We start from the raw sequence: 17,192 nt of genomic DNA on the forward strand, positions 1-17,192 counted from the left end.
TCAAAGTGTGCATATCTGGTCAGAAACACGTCAGGGTGTAAAGGGCGGCTGACACTGTTTGGCGTCATTTAGTGCTCGATTGAAAGAGAAAAAAGTAATTTTTTTGTTGAAGTTACCATCTTCCGTAGGGTCAATAGCCGGGACTGACCCTCAGGTGGTCGCGTGAAAATCGAAAGGACAAAATATGCCAGCGCTCTTGGATACTGTTGATCCCAATGGGCTTGAGGAGTTTTCGGTGGTGTTCACTGACCGATCTCTGAACCACATGTCCGCACAGTTTCAGCAGGTCATGCGCGACATCTCGGACATGTTGCGCGGTGTTTACAATGCCTATGGCGTGGCGGTCATCCCCGGTGGCGGCACCTATGGCATGGAAGCTGTGGCGCGGCAGTTTGCCCGCAACGCAAACGTGGTGGTCGTGCGCAACGGTTGGTTCTCGTATCGCTGGAGCCAGATCATCGAGACCGGCGGGTTGACGGCCTCGGCCAATGTGCTCAAGGCGCGGCAAACCGGCAATTCCAGCCCGTCTCCTTTCGCGCCGGCACCGATTGACGAGGTCGTGGCGACCATTCGCGATCAGCGCCCAGATGTGGTTTTTGCTCCGCATGTGGAAACGTCGGCCGGGGTTATTCTACCGGACGATTATGTGACCGCCATGGCTGCGGCGGCGCATGAGGTCGGCGCGCTTATGGTGCTGGATTGTATCGCGTCGGGCTGTGCTTGGGTCGACATGAAGGCGACGGGAGTGGATGTTCTGATCTCGGCCCCGCAGAAAGGGTGGAGCGCAACGCCTTGCGCAGGGCTGGTGATGCTATCCGAACGGGCCGAGGCGCGGCTTGAGGAAACCACGTCGGACAGTTTCGCCGTGGATCTGAAAAAGTGGCGGCAGATCATGCAGGCCTATGAGGGCGGTGGTCACGCCTATCACGCGACGATGCCGACGGATTCGCTGAAGGATTTCCGGGACACGATGGCGGAAACCCGAGACTATGGATTTGAAAAACTGCGCGACGCGCAGTGGGCGTTGGGCAATGGCGTCCGCGCGATGCTGAAGGACAAGGGCGTTGTCTCGGTCGCGGCTGATGGGTTCGGCGCGCCGGGCGTTGTTGTCAGCTACACGGGCGACCCCGAAGTGCAGAACGGCAAGAAATTTGCGGCTTTGGGGATGCAGATTGCGGCGGGCGTGCCTCTGCAATGTGATGAGCCCGAGGGGTTCAGTACTTTCCGTTTGGGTCTGTTCGGGTTGGACAAGCTCTATGATGTGGATGGCACAATCGCACGTCTGAAGCGCGTGTTGGATCAGGTGATCTAGGCGCGGGTCAGCGCACGCCCAGCCCCATCTGCATCAGCGTTTTACGTACCGGCGGCAAGGAATAGAGCGCATTCAGCCCCATCGCCCGTGCGTCGCGAAGCGGCCGTGCCTCGATCATCGAGGCGCGGTTCAGCAGGTCGATTCCCTTCACGCGCATCTCGATCTCGGTGTGGCGGGACTTGTGATAGGTGTCCAACATCTGCGCGTCGCCCAGCCCCTCGGGGCGGGCTTGCGCAAGGTCTAGAAGGCTGCGCAGATCGCCCAAGGACATGTTCAGCCCCTGTGCGCCGATGGGCGGAACCACATGGGCGGCCTCGGCCATCAGGGCGATACGCTCGCCTGACAGGCGCTCGGCCGATTGGCTGATGATCGGCCAGATCGTCCGGCGCGAGGCCAGTTTCAGCGGCCCGAACAACCCGCAGGACCGTTCGGTCATCAGCGCCTCGAACGCGTCGGGTTCAGTGTTCAGCAATTCAACTGCACGCGGCCCACGCTCCATCCACACAATCGCCGACGAAGGCTGACCCTGCCAGTCGGGCAGGGGAACCAGTGTGAACGGCCCGCCTGAACGGTGTATTTCGGTCGAGACGTTTTCGTGCGGGATCGGATGCGTGACGGCAAAGGCCAGAGCCTTTTGGCCGTAGCGCGTGGTGTGGATCTGGATGCCCGCCGCCTCGCGCATGGGCGAATTGCGCCCGTCTGCGGCCACGACCAGCTTGCAGCGGATACGGCTGCCGTCGCTCAGGCTCACGCGCGCTTCATTGGTGCGAGTGAACAGGCTGACCGTGCCGGTGCCGGGGCGAAAATCCACGTTGGGCAGTTCGGCCAAACGCGCCACCATCTCGCGCCGCAACAGCCAGTTGGGCAGGTTCCACCCGAAGGGCTGGTCCGAGATATCGGCGGCGTTGAAATCACGCACGACGCGGGGTTCGGGCACATCTCCGCCCGCGTCCACGATGCGCATGATCTGCAGCGGGGCGGCATGGGCATCCAGTCGCGCCCACAGCCCGCATTGATCCAAAAGCCCGTGCGCCGGTTGCAGGAAGGCCGTGGTCCGCATGTCGGACCCGTCCACGTCGCGTTCCGTCACCGGAGGGGTGGGGTCGACGCAGATCACGTCGAACCCGGCTGTTCCGAAAGCCGCCGCAGCGGTCAAACCGGCGATTCCACCGCCTGAAATCAGGATGTCACAGCTATCTGTCATGGGCTTGGCCTCCGTTTGGGCAGAACCTAGTGCGGTTCTGTGCGGGGTGCCAAGTGACATCCTGTCCCGTGCCTTACCCGCGTGAAATCAGGATGAGGATCAGGAACATCACCGGCACCATCATCACGGCGGGGATGTACAGGCCCGGCAGGCCGAACAACAAGATTGAACACCCCCACATGCTGAAGATCGCCAGGGCCGTATAACCCCAATCCTCACCGTCGCTCTGGGCCACGTCCTTGGCCATCCAGCCAAACAGGGGGATTGCAAACAACAGGCGCTGCCAGATGGGCAGGCGCCGAGGGACCTCGATCGCGCTCATGGTTTTCTCCGATTCTGTTCGTCGCTGAGGCGCATATAGGGGCGATGCTGCACCCGCGAAATACACAGATGGTCGCAGTGTGACAGCCTATCGCAGGCGGGCCAGAAACGCGGTCAGGTCGTCGGTGTGATGATGGATGTGATCGGCCTCTTGCGGCTCGGGCGCGACGTGGACGGTGCGCATTCCCATCGCATGCGGAGCGGCCAGATTGCGCGGGTCATCTTCGAACATGGCGGCTTTTTTGGCGTCGATCCCGTCCTTGGCAAAGATTGCCTCGAACGCAGCTTTCTGGGGCTTTGGTCGATAGCCCGCATGTTCGATCCCATAGATCGCATCAAACAGCCCGCTCAGACCGCGTGCCGCCAGAACCCGCTCGGCATAGGGCGCGCTACCATTGGTATAGACGATACGGCGGCCGGGCAGAGAACGGATGTGGTCGGCCAGTTCCGCGTCGGGGTCCATATGGCTCATGTCGACCTGGTGAACCGCGTGCAGATAGGGATCGGGGTCCAGATCATGCTCGGCCATCAGACCGGCCAGCGTGGTGCCGTATTCGCGCCAGTAATGGCCGCGCAGCCGATCCGCCTCGGCCCGGTCGACGCCGATGGCCTGCACCACGTAGTCGGTCATCAGCACCTCGATCTGATCGAACAGGCGCATATGGGGCGGGTAGAGGGTGTTATCCAGATCGAACACCCATTGGGTGACGTGAGAAAAGGCGGGTTTGACCATGGGCTTGGTTTAGGCTGCGCGCCAGCGGTTTTCAATGCCACACTTGATCCGAAGGGCCGGTGACGGATAGACAGGTTCGAACGAGGAGACGAACCACCCCATGCCCCAGTCCAAACAGTCCAACAGGGACGCCTACAGCCTGATACTCGAAGCGATAGACGTGGGTGTGTATAAACCCGGCGACCGTTTGGTCGAAAGCGAGCTGGCAGAGCGTTTCGGCGTATCTCGCACGCCCATCCGCGAGGCGTTGCAACGACTTGAGACGCAATCGCTGCTTGAGCGGGACGGGCGGTCTCTGATTGTGGCCTCGCTGGACCACAACCAGATGGCCGAGCTGTACGTGGTACGGCGCGAGTTGGAGGGGCTGGCAGCCAGTCTGGCGGCAAAACACGCCACCGAGGAAGAGATCAAGGTGCTGCAGGATATGGTCGCCGCTGACGATGCGCTGGTCGATGACCCGACCGCGCTGTCGCGTGCTAATCGACGTTTTCACGAACAGATCCATCTGGCCTCGCACAATCGCTATCTGGTGCAGCAACTGGACCTTGTGCACCGCACCATGGCGCTGATGGCGACCACCTCGCTGGCTGTGCAGGGCCGGGGAGAGATCGCTCAGAACGAACACAAGAGCATCGTCGACGCCATCGCTACGCGCGATGAAGAGGCCGCGGCTCGCGCGTTGAAGGAGCATATCTCGGTCGCCTTCATGACACGGCTGAAACAGGATGCTGTTCGGCGCGAATCCTGATCAGGGCGCGATTTCTTCATGGGCCTGACCATGCTGGGTCTTGTCCCAGAAGAATGGATTGATCACCAGTTCCCAGAGCGCCTTATATGCCGCCAGAACGCCCAAAGGGAAATATAGTGGCATGGTCGGGACCCAGGGCATTAGAAACCGCCTCTCACGCGCGGCGACGGCGAGCATTCCGGTAATCAGGTTGATGATCTCGGCTGTGATGAACAGGTAAATCAGACCTATCTGGATGTCGCCGGGCATGACCTGATCCAGCGGGCTGGTCAGGCCCAGGGTTGTAAGCCAGAACAGCCACAAGGCAGGGGCCAGCAAGAACTGCCCGACCGTGCCGAGGAAAAACGCTTGCACGCCCAGAAATCGCAGCGGGCCCAGTTCGGCTAGCAGGCGCAGGGGCGACCGCATGTGCACCAGATATGTGACCATGAACCCCTTGAGCCAGCGTGAGCGTTGCTTCACCCAGGGCCAGGCGCGGAAATTGGCCTCTTCGTAGGTGGTGGTATCGACCATCTCGGTCCGGTATCCGGCGCGGCTAAGACGGACACCAAGGTCGGCATCCTCGGTGACGTTGTGGGCGTCCCAGCCGCCCAGTTCCAAAAGCTTATCGCGGCGGAAGAAGAAGGTTGTGCCGCCCAATGGCACTACAAGGCCCATGCGCGCGATGCCTTGAAGGATGACCCGGAACCAACTGTTATATTCGATGGTAAAGCAGCGCGCGCGCCAGTTGGTGCGCGGGTTGTAGTAGTCCAAGACACCTTGCAGACAGACCACATCGTCATCAGCCTGCGCAAACTGGCGCACGACCCGCTCGATCTGGTCGGGCTGTGGCGCGTCCTCGGCGTCCCAGACACCCAGAATGTCGCCCCGGCAGAAGTCCAGCGCATAGTTCATCGCTCGGGGTTTCGTGGTCAGGCCGTTCAGGGCCGGGACCTCGATCGTTCTGATCCAGCTTGGCAGGTCGACCCGAGACAGCGTTTCGTGTGTGACGTCGTCAGACTGCTCAAGCACCAGAATGATGTCCAGCAAGGCTTTGGGATAGGTCAGGCGGTGCAGACGGCGGATCAGAGCATCCGCGATTTCGCGTTCCTTGTAGAGGGGCACCATGATCGACACGCAGGGCAGGCGATCCAGCTTGCCCTTCGGTAAGCGCGGTGGCTGCGGGACGGGCTTGAAATAGGCCAACAACCCGGCCAGCCGAAGGCTTAGAAACAAAGCCAGTGACCCGACAGCCGCACCGACAAGGACTAATAGCCCCAGTGTCGGGTAGACCAGAAAGCCAGTCATCAGGGTCAACAGCATCACCGTTGGGCCGATGCGGGCCCGCAAGCTCCAGGACCGGCAGCTTTGATCCTCGGACACGCGGGTTTCCGCCTTTTCAGCCAGGTCCTGCGCGTAAATGCGGGCGATTTCCCGGTCAATCGCGCCGGAGGAACACAGCACCGGCACTATGGCGCAATCCTGATCCTGCATCGCATCGCGGATCGCGTCGAAACGGTCAGGGCGTGCGGTGGCAATCAGCAGGATTGGACCACTCTGTTTCCAGGGGATGACATTGTGTTGCAACCAGAATTCGATGGGTTTGATCTGGCAGAGCCCATCCTGCGTCGGTGTCTCGGACAGGTTCGCCACCTGCAATCCGGTTTGATCCGCTAAGGCGCGCAAAACGTCGTCGCGGCTGACCCAGCCCTCGGTCACCAGAATCTCACCCAGCGGTGCCTGTTGTCGCGCTTGAAGGTGCAGTGCTTTTTCTAACTGATCCGGCGTGATCAGGCCCCGGTCGCGCAGACACGTGCCCAGAGGCCGCCTGACCCGCGTCGGAATGGGCGCGGCGCGTGCGAAATGTTGTAAGTTCAGTTCAACCACGAAAAAACCCTGACACGTTTGGCCGGTGTCAGGGTTCATCCATTAAGGTTAACAAGCGGTTAACCTTGATTCGCTTGTGTTATGCCTGTGCTTTTTGCGCGGCCATCGCCTGAGCAAAACGTTCAAACAAGTAGAAACTGTCCTGCGGGCCGGGTGACGCTTCGGGGTGGTATTGCACCGAATAGACAGGCCGGTCGGACATGCGAATACCGCAGTTCGATCCGTCAAACAGCGAGCGGTGGGTTTCGACCACGCCTTCGGGCAAGGACTGCGCATCCACTGCAAACCCGTGGTTCATCGAGGTGATCTCGACCTTGCCGGTCTCCAGATCCTTGACGGGGTGGTTCGCGCCGTGGTGGCCGTGGTTCATCTTGACCGTCTGACCGCCCAGGGCCAGCGCCAGCATCTGGTGGCCCAGACAAATGCCGAAAACGGGCAAGTCGGTAGTGTCCAGAACTTCTTTGATCATCGGAACGGCATATTCGCCGGTTGCCGCCGGGTCGCCGGGGCCGTTGGACAGAAACACGCCGTCAGGGTTATGGGCCAGCACTTCGGCAGCTGTTGCAGTGGCAGGGAGGACGGTTACGTCACAGCCCGACGAAGCCAGGCACCGCAGAATGTTGCGCTTTGCGCCGTAGTCGATGGCGACAACCTTGTGCACCGGTGCTTCCTGGCGTGTGTACCCGTCCGGCCAGGCCCAACGCATTTCATCCCAGCGATAGCTTTGTGCGCAAGTGACGTCCTTGGCCAAATCCATTCCCTCCAACCCGGCAAAGCCGCGCGCGGCAGCGACTAACGCTCCGATGTCGAAATTCCCTTCGGGGTCATGGGCCAGCGCTACATGGGGTGCGCCTTGTTGGCGGATGGCGCGGGTTAGGCGGCGGGTGTCGACGCCACCGATGGCAATACGGCCACGGCGTGCAAGCCATGTCTTCAGTTCTTCGGCCGAGCGCCAGTTGGAGGGCTCGGTCGGGTCCCACTTGACGACCATGCCCGCCGCGACGGGGTCGCCGGTTTCGTCATCCTCGGGGTTTACGCCGACATTGCCAATATGCGGGAAGGTGAAGGTTACGATCTGACCGGCATAAGAGGGGTCGGTCATGATCTCTTGATAGCCGGTCATGGCGGTGTTGAAACACAGCTCGGCAACAGTTTGGCCGGTGGCGCCAAAGCCGATCCCGTAGAACAGGGTTCCATCGGCCAATGCCAGACATGCGGTGGGCTTGGACGGGGTGTTCTGGGCCATGGCGCGACTCTCCTGCAAGGTAAACCGGCGCATACCTAAGGGGGTTACGCGTTTGGGTCAAGCCTGTTCAATTTTTGGGCTATGTAAAGAAATCAATAACTTAACTGTTGTTGACCCCTGTTGTGTCACGCTTTTTGTTTCGATATGGTCGGGGTTCCTTTTCCATGGGGATGGACAGATCATATGGATATGCGATCACGGGTGAACTCTGCCCTGAAGCAAGCAATGAAAGACAAGGAGGCCGAGCGTCTGTCGACGCTGCGGTTGATCAACGCTGCGATCAAGGATCGCGACATCGCCTCGCGCGCTTCGGACAATGAAGAGGCCAAGGGATGCGGCGATTCCGAGGTGCTTGAAATCCTTGGCAAAATGACCAAGCAGCGCAAGGAAAGCGCCCGCGCCTATGAAGAGGGCGGACGGCTGGACCTGGCCGAGCGTGAACTGCGCGAAGTCGAGGTAATCGAGGAATTCCTGCCCAAGCAGTTGGACGAGGACGAGGTCTCGCAAGCGATCCAGACCGCGATTACAGCTACAGGGGCAGGCTCGATCCGCGATATGGGCAAGGTCATGGGCGAGTTGAAGACGCGCTATACCGGTCAGATGGATTTCGGCAAGGTCGGCCCTATGGTCAAGGATCAGCTCTGCGCTGCGGCCAGCGGCGGCTGCTGATCACAATAGAATCCTGACATTGCATCTACTGCGCGACCGGGTCGCGCAGTTTTAGATTCAGATCGTCGTATAGGGCGATCCGTTCTTCTTCGGTCAGAAACGCGCCAATCTCAACCTCGCGCCCGTCACCGATGAGGGTGACATAGTTGGGTACGGGTCCGCCATGCTTGTGCATTTCGGGGCGGGCCCAATAGCGGTTGCAGCTCCACTCCTGTTTGCCGTGCCTAGGGTTGTGGTGCACCAACCGAGCTTGCACCTTGGTAAGTGTCAGAACCTCGAACACACTGCGGGCGCGGTAGTTGGCCTGTATCGCAAGCCATAGTCCAAGGACCGAGATCAACAGGAACGGCAGCAGCCCCCACAAAAGGGGGGACCCGAGCACCGCCATAAGCGGGATCAGGCCAAACAGAAACACCGCTAGTACCACTCGCACAGCCCAGCGGGGCGGCAGCGAGTTATGGGGCCACAACCTCAGTTCCTGTTCCGTGTCCGATCTTTGTGTCCAGCTATAGGGCATAAGGAAATTCTAGCGTTTTTCTGGCCGGTGTCGATTGGATCGAAGGCAAATTTGTGTGCCTAAGAGGCAAAGAAAAACCCCGCCAGTTGGGCGGGGTTTTTTTGTGTTCAGGTCGGGATTAGTGGGCGTGGCCCTTGTCCCAGTCTTCCTGCTTGGGCAGCTGCTCGAACGTGTGCTCGGGCGGCGGCGAGGGCAGGGTCCATTCCAACGTATCCGCGTATTCGTTCCACGGGTTCGGACGGGTCTCTTTCGCGCCGCGCATCAGGGCGTAGATCACGATGCCGAAGAACAACAGGAACGAGGCGAAGGAAACGAAGGCACCGATCGACGACACAAAGTTCCACTGGGCGAATGCCTCGGGGTAGTCGATATAGCGGCGCGGCATGCCCTGACGGCCAAGGAAGTGCTGCGGGAAGAAGGTCAGGTTTGCGCCGATGAAGAACATCCAGAAGTGGATCTTGCCCCAGAATTCGGAATACTGACGGCCCGTCATCTTCGAGAAGTAGAAGTAAACGCCGGCGAAGATCGCAAAGACTGCACCCAAGCTCATCACATAGTGGAAGTGCGCAACCACGTAGTAGGTGTCGTGATAGGCGCGGTCGACGCCAGCCTGCGACAGAACCACACCGGTCACACCACCAACCGTGAACAGGAACAGGAAGCCGAACGCGAAGAGCATCGGAGTTTTGAACTCGATGGAACCGCCCCACATGGTCGCAATCCACGAGAAAACCTTAACGCCGGTTGGAACCGCGATGACCATCGTTGCCAGCATGAAGTAGGCTTGCTGACGCAGCGACATGCCGACGGTGTACATGTGGTGCGCCCACACAACAAAGCCCAGCACACCGATTGCGATGATCGCCCAAACCATCGGCAGGTAGCCGAAGATCGGTTTGCGCGAGAAGGTCGCGATCACGTGGCTGATGATGCCGAAACCGGGCAGGATTACGATGTACACTTCCGGGTGGCCGAAGAACCACAGGATGTGCTGATACAGGATCGGATCGCCGCCACCGGCCGGGTCAAAGAAGGTGAAGCCAAAGTTGCGGTCCATCAGCAGCATGGTGATCGCGCCTGCCAGAACCGGCAGCGACAGCAGAATCAGCCACGAGGTGACGAAGATCGACCAGCTGAACAACGGCACCTTGAACAGGGTCATGCCCGGGGCACGCATGTTCAGGAAGGTGGTGATCATGTTGATCGCGCCGAGGATCGAGGAGGCGCCCGATACGTGCACGGCAAAGATCGCAAGGTCCATGGACATGCCGCCCTCGGTCGTGGACAGCGGCGGATACAGAACCCAGCCAACACCTGAACCAAGCTGGTCATTGCCACCGGGGCTGAGCAGCGAAGCCACACCCAGCGACGTACCAGCGACGTACAGCCAGAATGACAGGTTGTTCATCCGCGGGAACGCCATATCAGGCGCGCCGATCTGCAACGGCATGAAATAGTTGCCAAATCCGCCGAACAGGGCCGGGATGACCACGAAGAACATCATCAGAACACCATGATAAGTGATCATAACGTTCCAAAGGTGCCCGTTAGGGGTACACGGGTCGGCCATGAACCCTTCGAGGCACATGTACTGCACACCGGGGTGCATCAGTTCGAGCCGCATGTAGACGGTCATCGCCACCGAGATGAACCCGGCCAGCGCCGAGAAGATCAGGTAGAGAATCCCGATGTCCTTGTGGTTGGTCGACATGAACCAGCGCTGAAAAAAGCTGCGCTCGTCTTCATGATCGTGACCATGAATGGCTGCGTCTGCCATTAGGTGCCTCCTGTTGCAATTCGACCGCGCAGCCGGACCTCTCCGACGCGCGGGATTCCTGCTGGTTTTAGAATGCGAAAGAGGCACCTTCAATGGCCGAGTTTGATCTGGATCAAGAATAATTGTCGCGGGTCCCCGAGGCGCCTGCGATTTTTCGACCATGAACAGCCGCTATTTGGGCATCGGTGGCGAATATTCAAGTGTCGCGCAATCGGGAGCAAATCGCGGCTTGACCCGCGCCGGGGCGCGCCTCAGAACTAAACGCAACCCCGCATTCGGAGACCAGACATGACCGCCTATGACACCGACAACATCTTCGCCAAGATCCTGCGCGGCGAAATCCCCTCGACCCGCGTCTACGAGGACGATGACACTTTGGCGTTCATGGATATCATGCCCCGCTCGGACGGGCATCTTCTGGTGATCCCGAAAACTCCGTGCCGCAACTTGCTGGACGCCACGCCCGAGCAACTGGCCGCGGTGATCGCGACGGTTCAGAGGATGTCGCATGCCGTGATGGCGGCGTTTGATGCAGACGGAGTAACCGTTCAGCAGTTCAACGAGGCCGCTGGCGGGCAGGAGGTATTCCATTTGCATTTCCACGTCCTGCCGCGCCATGAAGGCGTTTCGGTGCGGGCACCGGGGACGATGGGTGATTTCGAACTGATCGCCCAACATGCCGAAAAGATCAAAGCGTCTTTGGCCTGATCGGGCCAGAGCGAGAAAAAGAATTGCCGTTCCGATTTGGGGTCGGAACGGCAGACTCGTTACCAAGAACTTGTCCGTATCCGAGGGCGGACCCTCGATGATCGGATGAACACACCACTCACTCTAGAACGGTGAAACCATCTTACCCGGTTGCGGCTGCGGTGTATCGAATTGAGCGGATTTACCGTTAATTTTCCTTAACTGGCCTGGAATTGGCCCTCGAAAAACGCTTTGCCCGGAAACAGAACGGGTTGAGGTGCTTGGATTGTTGAGGCCTGCGGCGAATTCTGTCGATTCGATACTGACGCCTCAAATCCGTTCGGTCGCGAAGATTTCCGTAAAGGTCTTTTGCAGCGCAGTGTCCACATCGGCCATTGTCACAGGCAGGCCAAGATCGACCAGGGATGTTACGCCATGGTCTAAGATACCGCAGGGCACGATGCCTGAAAAATGCTCCAGATCAGGTTCAACATTGATTGAGATACCGTGAAAGCTGACCCACTTGCGCAGGCGTAACCCGATCGCGGCAACCTTGTCTTCGGCTGGATGACCTGTGGCTGTCAGGGGTTTGTCGTCGCGCTGCACCCAGACACCGACGCGCCCGTCGCGGATTTCACCGCGCACGTTGAACTCTGCCAGTGCCGCAATCACCCAGTTTTCCAGCTGCTTGACAAAGCGCCGAACATCCTTGCCGCGCTTGTTCAGATCCAGCATCACATAAGCCACGCGCTGACCGGGGCCGTGATAGGTGTATTCGCCGCCGCGTTTGGTCTGGTGGACAGGAAATCGATCCGGGTCGACCAGATCCTCGATGCGGGCAGAAGTGCCTGCGGTGTAAAGCGGCGGATGCTCCAGCAGCCACACGCATTCCTCGGCCTCGCCCGCAGCAATAGCGGCGACGCGATCTTCCATAAAGACCACGGCGTCTTGATAGTCAGTCAGCCCGTCAGTGATTTTCCATTCCATGGGGCCTCTTACAATGGTAGTTGGCTGGGGAAAAGGGCTAGGCGGCTTCGGTCAGGCAGCGCTGCAGGACCTGTGCATAGGTTTCGGCCCCTTGTGCGCCGGTCAGCAGGTACTTGCCACCAAACACCATGGACGGCACGCCCGAGATTCCGCGACTGGTCCAGAACTGCTGCTTCTCACGCACAGGCGCGATGTGATCCCCGGAGGCCAGCGCTGCGCGTGCGACTTGAGCGTCCAAACCAGCGGCCTCGACCGCGTTCAGCAAAACGTTCACGTCCGAGACATCCTGTTGCTCGGTGAAATAAGCGTGGAACAGGGCCATTTTCAGCGGATGCTGGCGCCGCTGCGTTTCAGCCCAATCCAGCAACTGATGCGCGGCGAATGTGTTTACGATTCGGCTGTCATCATCGAAATTGAACTGAAACCCGAGTTCCGTCCCGATCTGCACCAACCGATCCCGCGATTGCTGGCTTTGCTCGGGGGTTGACCCGTATTTCTCGATGATATGCTCGCGCAGGTTCTGTCCTTCGGGCGGCATGTTGGGGTTCAACTCGAAAGGGTGCCAGCGCAGGCGGGCCAGAACGTTCTGAGACTGCAGCGCCTGATCCAGTTGCCGAAAGCCCACGATGCACCATGGACACACAACGTCCGACACGATGTCGATCTGGACGACGGGGCGGGTATCGGTTTCGGTCATTTGGGGCTCCTGCATGGGCGATAGGCTGGATTTGACGCTTTAGATATGAAGCCCCGAACGGAATTCAAACCACCCTTGTTTTTGCCTCTTCACATCCCCGCGCACAGCGTCTATACGCGCCTCTACCAAGTCACTGGCAGTGCGGTCGTGGCGGAATTGGTAGACGCGCAGCGTTGAGGTCGCTGTGGGGTAACACCCGTGGAAGTTCGAGTCTTCTCGACCGCACCAAATCTTCATATTTTTGATACTAGATACGCACTGAGTGCGTGTCGTTTTGCCTCGTTTGGCTTTGGATTTCCGATACGCGCAATTCACGTCTCGCCCGTCCGGGTTCGGACGTGTATGACGGTGAGTAAGAGCAGTCGGAAGGTGCAAATGTCTCAGACCATTACCGTATTCACAACGATGAAGAACGAAGGCCCCTATATGCTGGAATGGGTCGCGTTCCATAAGTCGTTGGGCGTGGATCACTTTGTGATCTACACCAATGATTGCGAAGATGGCACCGACGAGATTGCGCAGCGTTTGCAAGCCCTGGGCCTTGCCACCCATGTTAACAACGAAGTGAAAGAAGGCGGCAATCCTCAACACCAGATGCTGCGACGCGCGCGCCGTCAACCCAAGGTGAAAGAGGCCGATTGGCTGATGTGTCTCGATGTGGACGAATTCTGGAACATACGCTGCGGCGACAACAGCTTTCCCTCGTTGATTGCCGAGGTAGAAGAACGGGCAGGGCAGCCGGTGGATGCGATCTCGTTTGCCTGGAAGCTGTTTGGAAGTTCGGGCAATCTCAGCTTTGAAGACAAACCCGTGACCGAGGCGTTTTCGATGGGGGATCAGGAATACCCCTATCACTCGGGCCGGGCTTACGGGTTGAAGACACTGTTCAGGAATAACGGTAAGTTTCGCCGGTTCGGACCGCATCGCCCCAAAGGGTTCGAACCCGACGAGGCCGCCGATATCGCCTGGTCGGATGCCAGTGGTAATCTGTTTCCGGCTGAAAAGGTGGGCTGGCGCGCGTGGCGTCGGTTCGATCATTCATTCGGGCGGCTACACCATTACTCAGTGCGGTCGCTGGACGGATTCCTGATCAAACGCGACCGGGGTCGGACCAACCATATCCGCATGGATCAGGGTCAGTCCTACTGGCAGGACATGAATGTCAACAAAGAGCAGGACCAATCCATTCTGCCTGCCGCACGGCGGGCCACGCCTCTGCTGGACGAATTGAAAGCAGATACGGAACTTGGTGCGCTTCACGCGACGGCTTGCGACTGGCACCGCGCCAAGATCGCCGAGATCAAGATGCGGCCGGATTGGGTGGAATTCCGGTCTTGGCTGGCTGACAATCTGACGTGACGCCCATGGCAGACGATCTTTCGAAAGAGCAGCTTCAACCTGAACATCCTGATCGCAAGACCGGGTACGAGCGCATCTTGACCGATCCCGCTCCGCCGTGGTTCGTGGAGCTTTACCCCGGCGGTGATGGCACCGGATTTCTGGAAAAACTCGACCGCCACTCGATCCTGTTTCATCAGCGGTCTGCATCGCAGCTGGTTGTTAGCTTTGACAATATTGCCAACGCAAACGACCTGTCCTTTGCGCGCGAACCCTGGGGGTGGAAGTTCTTTCGCGATGAGGGGTGGTCGCATATGGGGGTCTTTGCCCGCACCAAAGCCTGGTATCGCGACCCCGAGATTTTGACTTATTTCGAAGGTAAGGCTGCCGCAGGCTTCTTTAACGGTTTTGACCGGGTCGTGTTTGCCGGGGCCTCGATGGGCGGGTTCGGCGCGCTGACTTTCTCACAGCTTGTTCCGGGCGCGCATGTGATCGCGTTTAATCCGCAAACCACGCTGGATGAGCGTCTGGTGCCATGGGAAACCCGCTATCGATTCGGCCGGGTACAGGATTGGGATCTGCCCTTGAGCGATGCGGCGCAGACGGTGGGTGCGGCTGGGCGTGCCTATGTATTTTATGACCCTTTCTTCGATCTGGACCGCAAACAGGTCGAGCGTTTGCAAGGCGACAATGTGTTGTTGCTCAAGACCTGGTTTTCCAACCATTTTGCTGCCCCGATGCTGCGCAAACTGGATATCCTGAAACCGGTCATGCTGGGCGCGATGGACGGCACGTTGGAACCGGAAGGGTTTTACAAGATGATGCGCGCGCGCCGCCGTTTGCCCTTGTATATGCGCGGCATCGAGAGCATGGCAGGCGACCGCCATGACGCATTGGTCCGGCAGGCGCGCCAACGGTTTCGTAGGCTGCGCCGTTCCGCGATGGCCGCCGCAAGCGACGCGTCATGACCGCCGCGCGGGGCGTCTTTATCGGTCAGCGCAAGGATCGCATGGGCGCGCGTCTGCTGATGATGCTGACCTGCATTCGTTTGGCCGAGGATTTTGGCGCCGACTATAAGGTCAACTGGTTTCCCAAAGGCGCCGACGCCCCCGAGTTGGACACGCCTTCGGAGTTGTTCACCCGAAGCTGGATGGACATGCATTTTCTGGATGCGCATGCATTCGATGCGTTGACACAGGACGCATTGCCGGTCTGGTCGTTTCTGGGGGACAAATCGCCGGATCGGTTGCAGGCGCATCTGGCCGTGGGTCGCTCGGTCCTGGTCGAGGAAGGGTTCGAGGTCCTGGCCTTTCCATGGGAGGATATCGAAACCATCCGCCCCCGGTATCGGAACTTCATCCATCGGATTGGATTTGCCGAGGATATCCGGGCCGTCATGGAGCAGGCTGATGCACGGCTTTCGGGGCAGGGGGTGTCAGCCTATCACATACGCCGTGGCGACATTCTGAATGGCGAACCGTGGAAGCACACCACATGGCCCGCCAAGATTGAGCCCGAAGAGTTGTACGAGGCGCATTTGGAAAAGACCAAGGGCCAAACGGCAATCATGTTCTCGGACCAACCGGAACTGATCGCCCGGTTCCAGAGCAAATTCCCGCAGCTTTTGCAGATGTCCGATATCGCCGACCTGTCCAGCCTGTCCCGCGCCAAGCGCGATTTCCTAGAACTTTATGCGATGTCGCGGGCCGATCAGGTGATTGCCCCGTTCATCTCGGCCTTCTCCATGGCAGCGGCACGGATTTCAGGGCAGCAACGGAAAGTGTTTCGGGAGGTTCTGACCGAAGAAGAGATGCAAGCCGCGAACGAGCGTATGGTTCAGCGTCTCGGTAAAGGTGCGGATCAATTTCTGAACTTGTCCGAAGCGGCACATGTATATTCCAAGGCGTCGTTCTTTCTTCACGGCCTTGGGTCAGGGGATCGATTTGACGAAGCCAAAATGCTTGTCGACCCCTTATTGCAGGCCGGGGCTGACAATGCGTTCTTGCCTTTGTTGCAGGCGCTGAACCTTTTCTACCTCCGGGATTGGGCTGCAGCGTTGACCTTGACCGAGCAGGCCCTGAACAACCCCAACCTGTGGCCCGAGGATCATGCGGTGGCCACGGCTTTGCGCGCTGCCATTTTGGGCGGTCAGAAGCGGCGTTGGATGGCGGCTCAGACCTTTGGGCGTGCGTTCTGGACCAAGCCGCTGCGCCCTGATGTTATCATTTTCGGGTCTCGGTTGGTTTATCGTGATCAGATGTCATATCGCGCGATGCCTCCGCTGGATTGGGTCATGCTGAAAAGCGTTCGACGGCCATGGTTCAACTACAATTCACATGTCGCGCAACGCAAAGTTCTGGTTCGGTTGCCCTGCAACTTTGATCTGCTGCTGTTGGATTGGGCCTGTCTAGCTATAGACCAGAGGGCGCAGCGTCTTGCCTCGAACGCTGCGCGCCTGTCGGTGCTTTTGGAAAGCATGCAGAGTTCGACCCTGTTGCCGGAAGACGTTCGGATGTCGCCTGAAAGCGCGGCGTTCCAAGGCACGAAGGCTCTGATCCAGTTGCATTTGGGCGAAGCCAGCTTGGGGCAAGCGATCGATACGGCCCAAAGGGCGGTGCAGGACTTGCCTGATAGTGCACTGTATCTAAAGCGGCTGGCCGAACTCCTCGAGCAGGCAGGTGACATTGTTTCCGCCCGCCTGACCATGGCGGAGGCTTTGGCCTGTGACCCGGACAATCCGTTCCTGATCTTCGCAATGGGGCAGTTTCTGACGCGCAACGACGCCGTAGAACAAGGCCAGAACCAGATCATTCAAGCGGCGGATCTGGATGACAATACCGCCGCAATTCAGGGCGAGGCAGGGCAAATCCTATTGCGGCGCGGAGATCGGCAGCAGGCCCGCAGATACCTGAAACGCGCGCGCGACCTGTGTCCGACCTTCAAAAAATTCTCGAACCAGCTAAAGCGGGCAGGCGGCGATGGGTGAGTTTTCCGCTTGGTGCCCCTGCCAAAAATTCGTAGTTTGTTCGCAAAATCTAAACGATCCCGCGACGAAGCTCCGGGCAACAAGAAAGCAGCAGGGCAGTCTTT

At 59.1% G+C, this 17,192-nt stretch carries 16 protein-coding genes and 1 tRNA gene; 8 read left to right on the forward strand and 9 right to left on the reverse strand.

The window, feature by feature from the left end; genetic code table 11:
* Positions 1-184 precede the first annotated feature (184 nt).
* A complete protein-coding gene (locus tag ACR3E7_RS03365) occupies positions 185-1,312 on the forward strand; it encodes an aminotransferase class V-fold PLP-dependent enzyme (RefSeq protein WP_170788475.1) in 1,128 nt (375 codons plus the stop codon).
* Positions 1,313-1,319: 7 nt separating this feature from the next.
* On the opposite strand, the gene ACR3E7_RS03370 is transcribed toward ACR3E7_RS03365, so the two are convergent.
* The 3 genes from ACR3E7_RS03370 to ACR3E7_RS03380 all read right to left on the reverse strand — a co-directional run bounded on the left by ACR3E7_RS03370 (position 1,320) and on the right by ACR3E7_RS03380 (position 3,570).
* Positions 1,320-2,516, reverse strand: a complete 1,197-nt coding sequence (locus ACR3E7_RS03370; RefSeq protein ID WP_480503023.1) for a UbiH/UbiF family hydroxylase — start codon at positions 2,514-2,516, stop codon at positions 1,320-1,322.
* 73 nt (positions 2,517-2,589) lie between these two features.
* Positions 2,590-2,838 carry a hypothetical protein gene (locus ACR3E7_RS03375; protein WP_170769419.1) on the reverse strand — a complete coding sequence of 83 codons (249 nt, stop codon included), beginning with the start codon at positions 2,836-2,838 and terminating at the stop codon, positions 2,590-2,592.
* An 87-nt stretch (positions 2,839-2,925) separates the two neighbouring features.
* Positions 2,926-3,570: a pyrimidine 5'-nucleotidase gene (locus ACR3E7_RS03380; protein WP_480503022.1), complete on the reverse strand. Its 645-nt coding sequence runs from the start codon at positions 3,568-3,570 to the stop codon at positions 2,926-2,928.
* A gap of 100 nt (positions 3,571-3,670) precedes the next feature.
* On the opposite strand from ACR3E7_RS03380, the gene ACR3E7_RS03385 reads away from it, so the two are divergent.
* Positions 3,671-4,318 (forward strand): GntR family transcriptional regulator, encoded by a 648-nt coding sequence (locus ACR3E7_RS03385; RefSeq protein ID WP_170769421.1) that lies wholly within the window; start codon positions 3,671-3,673, stop codon positions 4,316-4,318.
* Here ACR3E7_RS03385 and ACR3E7_RS03390 read toward each other — a convergent pair whose 3' ends face one another.
* Positions 4,319-6,184: a glycosyltransferase gene (locus ACR3E7_RS03390; RefSeq protein WP_480503021.1), complete on the reverse strand. Its 1,866-nt coding sequence runs from the start codon at positions 6,182-6,184 to the stop codon at positions 4,319-4,321. It lies immediately after the preceding gene.
* A gap of 79 nt (positions 6,185-6,263) precedes the next feature.
* Entirely contained in the window at positions 6,264-7,430 is a 1,167-nt protein-coding gene (gene carA, locus ACR3E7_RS03395; protein ID WP_480503020.1) for a glutamine-hydrolyzing carbamoyl-phosphate synthase small subunit, read from the reverse strand.
* Between the two features lie 183 nt (positions 7,431-7,613).
* Here carA and ACR3E7_RS03400 point away from each other — a divergent pair, with 183 nt between their 5' ends.
* The gene (locus ACR3E7_RS03400) at positions 7,614-8,099 is read left to right on the forward strand and encodes a GatB/YqeY domain-containing protein (RefSeq protein WP_170769424.1); all 486 of its coding nucleotides are present in this window, start codon (positions 7,614-7,616) and stop codon (positions 8,097-8,099) included.
* A gap of 25 nt (positions 8,100-8,124) precedes the next feature.
* Here the strand turns inward: ACR3E7_RS03400 and ACR3E7_RS03405 are convergent, their stop codons facing one another.
* On the reverse strand, positions 8,125-8,616 hold the full coding sequence (locus ACR3E7_RS03405; RefSeq protein WP_170788480.1) for a DUF2244 domain-containing protein: 492 nt from the start codon (positions 8,614-8,616) through the stop codon (positions 8,125-8,127).
* Positions 8,617-8,734: 118 nt separating this feature from the next.
* Positions 8,735-10,393, reverse strand: a complete 1,659-nt coding sequence (gene ctaD, locus ACR3E7_RS03410; protein WP_170788481.1) for a cytochrome c oxidase subunit I — start codon at positions 10,391-10,393, stop codon at positions 8,735-8,737.
* A 288-nt stretch (positions 10,394-10,681) separates the two neighbouring features.
* On the opposite strand from ctaD, the gene ACR3E7_RS03415 reads away from it, so the two are divergent.
* A complete protein-coding gene (locus ACR3E7_RS03415) occupies positions 10,682-11,101 on the forward strand; it encodes an HIT family protein (protein ID WP_170784402.1) in 420 nt (139 codons plus the stop codon).
* Positions 11,102-11,410: 309 nt separating this feature from the next.
* Here ACR3E7_RS03415 and lipB read toward each other — a convergent pair whose 3' ends face one another.
* Both lipB and ACR3E7_RS03425 read right to left on the reverse strand, forming a co-directional pair.
* On the reverse strand, positions 11,411-12,067 hold the full coding sequence (lipB, locus tag ACR3E7_RS03420; RefSeq protein ID WP_170788482.1) for a lipoyl(octanoyl) transferase LipB: 657 nt from the start codon (positions 12,065-12,067) through the stop codon (positions 11,411-11,413).
* Between the two features lie 37 nt (positions 12,068-12,104).
* Positions 12,105-12,764 carry a DsbA family oxidoreductase gene (locus tag ACR3E7_RS03425; protein WP_480503019.1) on the reverse strand — a complete coding sequence of 220 codons (660 nt, stop codon included), beginning with the start codon at positions 12,762-12,764 and terminating at the stop codon, positions 12,105-12,107.
* Between the two features lie 141 nt (positions 12,765-12,905).
* On the opposite strand from ACR3E7_RS03425, the gene ACR3E7_RS03430 reads away from it, so the two are divergent.
* The 4 genes from ACR3E7_RS03430 to ACR3E7_RS03445 all read left to right on the forward strand — a co-directional run bounded on the left by ACR3E7_RS03430 (position 12,906) and on the right by ACR3E7_RS03445 (position 17,088).
* Positions 12,906-12,992: transfer RNA gene (locus tag ACR3E7_RS03430), tRNA-Leu, on the forward strand.
* A 147-nt stretch (positions 12,993-13,139) separates the two neighbouring features.
* Positions 13,140-14,123 (forward strand): glycosyltransferase family 2 protein, encoded by a 984-nt coding sequence (locus ACR3E7_RS03435; RefSeq protein ID WP_480503018.1) that lies wholly within the window; start codon positions 13,140-13,142, stop codon positions 14,121-14,123.
* 5 nt (positions 14,124-14,128) lie between these two features.
* On the forward strand, positions 14,129-15,070 hold the full coding sequence (locus tag ACR3E7_RS03440) for a hypothetical protein (RefSeq protein WP_170788484.1): 942 nt from the start codon (positions 14,129-14,131) through the stop codon (positions 15,068-15,070).
* On the forward strand, positions 15,067-17,088 hold the full coding sequence (locus ACR3E7_RS03445) for a hypothetical protein (RefSeq protein ID WP_480503017.1): 2,022 nt from the start codon (positions 15,067-15,069) through the stop codon (positions 17,086-17,088). Before ACR3E7_RS03440 ends, ACR3E7_RS03445 begins: the two co-directional genes overlap by 4 nt.
* Positions 17,089-17,192: the final 104 nt, after the last annotated feature.

Source organism: Ruegeria sp. BK1, from assembly GCF_056535645.1.

What these genes read in the sequence shown, in the direction of transcription:
- ACR3E7_RS03365 (WP_170788475.1), top strand. Translation starts at nt 185, where the DNA reads ATGCCAGCGCTCTTGGATACTGTTGATCCCAATGGGCTTGAGGAGTTT.
- ACR3E7_RS03370 (WP_480503023.1), bottom strand. Translation starts at nt 2,516, where the DNA reads ATGACAGATAGCTGTGACATCCTGATTTCAGGCGGTGGAATCGCCGGT.
- ACR3E7_RS03375 (WP_170769419.1), bottom strand. Translation starts at nt 2,838, where the DNA reads ATGAGCGCGATCGAGGTCCCTCGGCGCCTGCCCATCTGGCAGCGCCTG.
- ACR3E7_RS03380 (WP_480503022.1), bottom strand. Translation starts at nt 3,570, where the DNA reads ATGGTCAAACCCGCCTTTTCTCACGTCACCCAATGGGTGTTCGATCTG.
- ACR3E7_RS03385 (WP_170769421.1), top strand. Translation starts at nt 3,671, where the DNA reads ATGCCCCAGTCCAAACAGTCCAACAGGGACGCCTACAGCCTGATACTC.
- carA (WP_480503020.1), bottom strand. Translation starts at nt 7,430, where the DNA reads ATGGCCCAGAACACCCCGTCCAAGCCCACCGCATGTCTGGCATTGGCC.
- ACR3E7_RS03400 (WP_170769424.1), top strand. Translation starts at nt 7,614, where the DNA reads ATGGATATGCGATCACGGGTGAACTCTGCCCTGAAGCAAGCAATGAAA.
- ACR3E7_RS03405 (WP_170788480.1), bottom strand. Translation starts at nt 8,616, where the DNA reads ATGCCCTATAGCTGGACACAAAGATCGGACACGGAACAGGAACTGAGG.
- ctaD (WP_170788481.1), bottom strand. Translation starts at nt 10,393, where the DNA reads ATGGCAGACGCAGCCATTCATGGTCACGATCATGAAGACGAGCGCAGC.
- ACR3E7_RS03415 (WP_170784402.1), top strand. Translation starts at nt 10,682, where the DNA reads ATGACCGCCTATGACACCGACAACATCTTCGCCAAGATCCTGCGCGGC.
- lipB (WP_170788482.1), bottom strand. Translation starts at nt 12,067, where the DNA reads ATGGAATGGAAAATCACTGACGGGCTGACTGACTATCAAGACGCCGTG.
- ACR3E7_RS03425 (WP_480503019.1), bottom strand. Translation starts at nt 12,764, where the DNA reads ATGACCGAAACCGATACCCGCCCCGTCGTCCAGATCGACATCGTGTCG.
- ACR3E7_RS03435 (WP_480503018.1), top strand. Translation starts at nt 13,140, where the DNA reads ATGTCTCAGACCATTACCGTATTCACAACGATGAAGAACGAAGGCCCC.
- ACR3E7_RS03440 (WP_170788484.1), top strand. Translation starts at nt 14,129, where the DNA reads ATGGCAGACGATCTTTCGAAAGAGCAGCTTCAACCTGAACATCCTGAT.
- ACR3E7_RS03445 (WP_480503017.1), top strand. Translation starts at nt 15,067, where the DNA reads ATGACCGCCGCGCGGGGCGTCTTTATCGGTCAGCGCAAGGATCGCATG.